This is a genomic window from Streptomyces europaeiscabiei (assembly GCF_001550375.1).
Taxonomy (GTDB): Bacteria; Actinomycetota; Actinomycetes; order Streptomycetales; family Streptomycetaceae; genus Streptomyces; species Streptomyces europaeiscabiei.
The window spans coordinates 1-5944 of the sequence record NZ_LRTR01000369.1 but is presented as its reverse complement, the minus strand read 5'-3'; the positions used below and the strand labels follow the sequence as shown (position 1 = coordinate 5944).

Below are 5944 nucleotides of genomic sequence, written 5' to 3'. Positions count from 1 at the left end.
AGCCCGGCGCGCACCCGCCCGTCGCGTCGCCCGTCGTAGGGCCGCCCGTGCCGCACACCCCCGTCGTGGGCCCCCGTACGGGGCTCCCCCAGGTCTCCGCGCAGCCGCCGGTCGCGCCCGGTGGCGGGGACCGGGCGGAGCAGCCCGGCGACGTCCCTCCAGGGTCGGGGGGTTCCCCGGCCGCGCCCGCTCCCCGCGGTTCCCGTGCGCCTCAGACCCCCCTGCGCGCCCCCGACTCGGTCCCCACGATCGATCCTCGGCTCGCGCACGCGCTCGGGCGGCCCCAGCACGGGGACTCGGTGGCCCGGCGTACCGGGCGGTCGATCCGGAAGCTCACCTCCTCCGCCGCGCAGGACGTGGCCGAGGAGACGCGGATCGCGCGGGAGCTGCAGCAGCCGGTGACGACGGGACGGGTGATCGCCGTGACGTCGATCCGGGGCGGGGTCGGGAAGTCGACGACGGCCGCGCTGCTGGGGCGGACGTTCAACCACTACCGCCACGACCCCGTGCTGACGATGGAGGCGGACGCGGCGCTGGGCACCCTGCCGGTGCGGATGGGGGCCGACTCGGTGCGCTGGGCGGTGGCCGATCTCGCGCGCATCCTGAACCCGGCGATGCAGCTCACCGATGTCACCGGGTACCTGGTGCCGGTGTCCGACGGTGGCTGGCTGCTGCCCGGGAGCCAGGGCCGGGTCGGGGCCCCGCTGGACATCCGTACGTACCGCACGGTGACCCTCGCGCTGCGGCGCTACTTCGCGGTGACGGTGGTGGACTGCGAGACGCTGCCGGGCGAGGTGGCACGTACGGCGATGGACACGGCCCACGCGCGCGTGGTCGTCGCGCCGATGACCGCCGAGGGCGTCAACGGAACCCGTCAGGTCCTGGACTGGCTCGGCCAGTTGCCGCACTCCGCGCTCGCCTCGACCGTCGTCGCGCTGACCGCCAACTCCCCCGACCTCACGCTGGACCTCACAACGGCGGTCGCGCATCTCAGGGAGTCAGGCGTCCACGTCGTCCCCGTCCCCTACGACCGCCACCTCGCCCAGGGCGGCCCCATCCGCACCGCGCTGCTGGGCCAGGAGACCCGTGAAGCGGCGATCACGCTGGCGGCGGAGGCGATGACCCGGGCGGTGCGGATGCGATGACCACGGCAGCCACCCGAGAGATACGAGAAGGGGTCCGTCCGTGACCCAGCAGTTGATCCATCGGCCCGCGCGGAGCACCCGGCCGCTCGGGGCCGCCGGGGCCCGGACGATCGAGCCGCCGCCGAACCTCCCGGAGGGCAAGGCGGGGACGGCGGCGACGGCGCTGCTGCCGATGGCGGGTGTCATGGGCTCGGTCGTGATGATGACCGTGATCCGGAACAGCCAGTTCGCGGCACTCGGCGCGATCGTGCTGGTGTTCGCGCTGCTCGGCGCGGTCGCCCTCTTCCTCTCCCAGCGCGGCAAGGCCCAGCGCACCCGGCGTACGCAGCGGGAGCGGTATCTGGAGTATCTGGAGGAGCTGCGCGAGGAGTTCGGCACCGACGAGCGGCAGCGGCGACAGCTCGCGCGGGTGCTCGATCCGCCCCCGGAGGCGCTGTACGACCTGGTGCGCGACCCCGCCCGGCTCTGGGAGCGGCGGCGGCAGGACACCGACTTCCTGCGGGTGCGGGTCGGCACCGGTGACGTACCCGTGGCGGACCTGGCCATCGGGCAGAACCAGGGCGGGGTGCTGACCCCGCCGGACCCGTTCATGCTGAACGAGGCGCGGGCACTGCTGGCCCGCTACTCCGTCGCCAACGACTGCCCGATCACCGTGCCGTTGGACCGCGCGGGCAATGTCAGCGTGGTCGGCGACCGGGAGGGCGTGCTGCGGGTGGCCCGCGCACTCCTCGTCCAGGTCGCCGTCTCGCACGCGCCGGACGACGTGGCCGTGGCGCTCGGTGTGCCGGGCGAGCGGCTGGCGGACTGGGAGTGGGCCAAGTGGCTGCCGCATGTGCTGGACTCGCAGGAGCACGACGGCCCGGTGGCGGCCCGCCGGATCGCGCCGAGCCTGCCGCAGCTGGCCCGGCACTTCCGTCATGAGCTGGGTCGGCGTGCCTCGTACGCGGCGGAGGTGCGTCGGGGGCTCGCCGACCGCAAGGCGCTGAAGCTGGCGTCCCGCATGCTCGTCGTGAGCGACGAGTACGGGGAGACGGCCGCCGAACTGCCCCGGCCCGACACGGCGGTCGGGCTGCCGGACATGGGGGTCACCGTGCTGCATCTGCTGGAGGAGCAGGTGCACGAGCCCGATCAGGTGGCGGTGCGGATCACTGTGCGGGGCGATCAGGTGGTGGTGGAGGATCTTCGTGCGCCGGACCCCCTCTCGATCGCGGAGCCGCACACCGTCCCGGCCGCGCACGGCACCTCCGACCACGTCACCGCCGCCGGTGCCGAAGGCCTCGCCCGGCTGCTCGCGCCGCTGCGGCTGTCCGCGGAGTCGGCCGCCGAGGGCACCCCGGTCACCGGTCCCGTCGACTTCCCGGGCCTCCTCGGCATCGACGACCCGGCCGTGCTGAACCTGGTGGACCTCTGGGCGCCGCGCGCCGAGCGGCAGTTCCTGCGCGTGCCGATCGGCCTGACCGACCGTCACGAACCCGTGCTCCTCGACCTCAAGGAGTCCTCGGAGCTGGGCATGGGCCCGCACGGGCTGTGCGTCGGCGCGACCGGTTCCGGCAAGAGCGAGCTGCTGCGCACCCTCGTGCTGGCGCTCGCCGCCACCCACTCCCCCGAGGATCTGGCCCTCGTCCTGGTCGACTACAAGGGCGGCGCGACCTTCGCCCCGTTCACCGAACTCCCCCACGTGGCCGGTGTGATCACCAACCTGGAGAACCAGGCGGGGCTCGTCGAGCGCGTCCACTCCAGCCTCGCCGGCGAGGTCAAGCGGCGGCAGCAGGTGCTGAAGGACGCGGGGAACGTGGCCGACATCGGGCACTACGCCGCCCTGCGCGCGACCGGGCGCCCGGACCTCGAACCGCTTCCCCACCTCTTCGTCGTGATCGACGAGTTCGGTGAACTCCTCACTGCCAAGCCGGACTTCATCGACCTGTTTCTCTCCATCGGGCGCATCGGCCGTTCCATCGGCGTGCATCTGCTCCTCTCCAGCCAGCGCATCGAGGGCGGCAAGCTCAAGGGACTCGACACCTACCTCTCGTACCGGCTGGGGCTGCGCACCTTCTCCGCCGACGAGTCGCGGACCGTGCTCGACACGACCGACGCGTTCCATCTGCCACCGCTGCCGGGCTTCGGCTATCTGAAGGTGGACACATCGACGTACGAGCGGTTCAAGGCGGGGTACGTATCGGGCGCGTACCGGGGTCCCGCACTGGTCGCGCAGGACGACGACACACCGCTGGCCTGGACGTATCCGACGTACAACACGCTCGACAGCGGGCCCGTGTCCGCCGCGGACGGGGTCGCCGACGCGCCCCGGGCGACCAAGCGGGAGACCGGGCCGACGGTGATGTCGGTGATGGTGGACCAACTCGCCTCCGCCGCGCGGCCGGTGCGGCGGATCTGGCTGCCGCCGCTGCCGGACGCGATCACGCTGGACGCGGCGGCCGGACCCGTGCGGGTGGACGAGCGGGGGTACCGACTGGAGTCCGCCGAGGGGCCGTTGCGGGTGCCGCTCGGGGTGCTGGACGATCCGGCGAAGCAGTGGCAGGGGCACTGGGTGCTCGATCTGACGGTCGCGGGCGGGCACGCGGCGGTGATCGGCGGCCCGCAGTCCGGCAAGACGACGCTGCTGCGGACGCTCGCACTGTCCCTCGCCACGACCCACACGCCCGCCGAAGTCGCCGTCTACGGGCTCGACCTGGTCGGCGGCGGGCTCTCCGCGCTCTCCGGGCTGCCGCATGTCGGCGGGATCGCCGGGCGGGCCGACCGGGAGCGGGCCGCGCGGACGGTCGCCGAGGTGCGGACGATGCTGGCCGAGCGGGAGGAGCTGTTCCGGGAGCACGGGATCGACTCCGTCGACCAGTTGCGGCACCTGCGCAAGCAGGGCGGGCTGCGGGAACTGGGGTCCACCGACATCGTGCTGATCATCGACGGGTTCGGCGCGCTGCGCGACGAGTTCGCCGAGCTGGACGACACGGTCGTGGATCTGCTCAAGCGCGGTGGCGGCTACGGCATCCATGTCGTCGGCGGCATGCTCCGCTGGAACGACGTACGGATCGCGACGCAGTCGATGTTCGGGACCCGGGTGGAGCTGCGGCTCAACGACCCGAGCGATTCGAGCGTCGACCGCAAGCTCTCCGAGACGCTGTCGCCCGACACTCCCGGGCGCGTCCTGACCGACGGCAAGCTGTTCGCCCAGGCCGCGCTCCCCCGCCTCGACGGACGGCCGTCGACGGGTGACCTCGGTCCGGCGCTGGAGAACGCGGCCCGTACGATCCGCTCCACCTGGCACGGTGAACTGGCCGCGCCCGTACGGGTGTTGCCGACGAGGCTGCCGTCCGACCGGCTGCCGGCGCTGGTCGCCGAGCCGCACCGGGTGCCCATCGGTGTGGACCAGGACGCCCTGGCGCCCGCTCTCCTCGACCTCTTCGGCTCGGACCAGCATCTGCTGATCCTGGGCGACAACGAGTGCGGCAAGACGAACCTGCTGAAGCTGGTCGCCGCGCAGCTCGTTCAGCGGTACTCGGACGAGGAACTGGTCTTCGGTGTCTTCGATCCCCGGCGCGGGCTGCGCGGTGTGATCCCGGAGCCGTACCGGGGCGGGTACGCGCACAACGCGAAGCTCGCGGCGGGCCTGGCGACGGGTATCGCGAGCGAGCTGGAGAAGCGGATGCCTCAGAGCGCCGACCCGGACGCACTGACCGACGAGCCCACGTTCAAGGGCCCGCGGATCGTGATCCTGGTCGACGACTACGACATTCTCACCACCGCCGGACAGCAGCCGCTGGCGCCGTTCCTGCCGTACGTGTCGTCGGCGCAGGACATCGGGCTGCACTTCGTGATCACGCGCCGGGTGGCGGGCGCCTCCCGGGCGATGTACGAACCGCTGCTGCAGACCCTCCGCGAGACCGGCACGGCCGCGTTGCTCATGACCGGCGAGCGCAGCGAGGGCCAGCTCTTCCCGGGTCTGTACGCCTCGGCGCAGCCGGCCGGGCGGGGCACGCTGGTCCGCCGGGGCCGGGCCCACCAGCTGATCCAGACCGCCGTGGCATCCGACGCACACCCCGAAGGACTCTCACTGTGACCCCCGAAGGACTCCCGCTGTGACCAAGGACGTCATCGCCCTCACCCCGAAGATGCCCGACGTCTGGACCCTCATGACGAGTCTGTACGCCGGCGGCTCCGACCTGGACCTGTCGGCGGCGGCCGACGGCGCGGTCGTCCAGCTGCACGGTCCCGGCGGCCGTCCGCTGGTGTCCGTGGAGTCGCCGGTGCTGGTGCAGGTGCCCGGTGAGGCGGAGCGGCTGCTCGGGCAGGCCGTTCAGGCCCCGTTCTGGTGGACGGAGGCGCGGGCGTCCACGGCGGTGCCGGAGGCGGAGCGGCTCGCGGGCGTGGTGTGCGGGCGGCTCAACGCCCTCCTGGGCGGCTCCACCTGGCCTCCCGGGGCGGCGAGCACGAAGGCGGTGGACGTGTCGGCCGTGCCTTCGGCGGGGTCGGGGCAGCCCGCCGTGGACGTGGTGACCGAGCATGCGGCGGTCGTCCTCGTCGACCGGCCGGTGGTGGCCCTGACCAGTTGGCTCGCGGAGATCATGCGGACGGCCGTGGCGTCCCGGCGGTCCCTGCAGATCGTCACGCCGCCCGGCGTGCGCCTGACCACCGCCGCCCGTACGACACTCGCGCGCGTCCCCAACCGCTGGGTCGTCCAGGACCCGGAGTGCGGCTACTACGACGGATTGTCGGGGGCGGTGCTGCGCTGGCAGGGCGGGGCGTTCTCGCCGGCGTTCGCGCAGGACGGGACGGCGGCCGTG

The 5944-nt window shown here is 73.2% G+C and carries 3 protein-coding genes; all 3 read left to right on the top strand.

What is annotated here, in order from left to right:
• Window positions 1–1145, top strand: a 1145-nt coding sequence (locus tag AWZ10_RS17580; RefSeq protein ID WP_060891531.1) for a CpaE/TadZ family protein, incomplete at its 5' end; no start/stop codon positions are given.
• 40 nt (window positions 1146–1185) lie between these two features.
• Entirely contained in the window at window positions 1186–5220 is a 4035-nt protein-coding gene (eccCa, locus tag AWZ10_RS17575; RefSeq protein WP_060891530.1) for a type VII secretion protein EccCa, read from the top strand.
• A gap of 19 nt (window positions 5221–5239) precedes the next feature.
• Window positions 5240–5944: DUF6177 family protein (locus AWZ10_RS17570; protein WP_244172509.1), on the top strand; the 705-nt coding region annotated here is incomplete at its 3' end.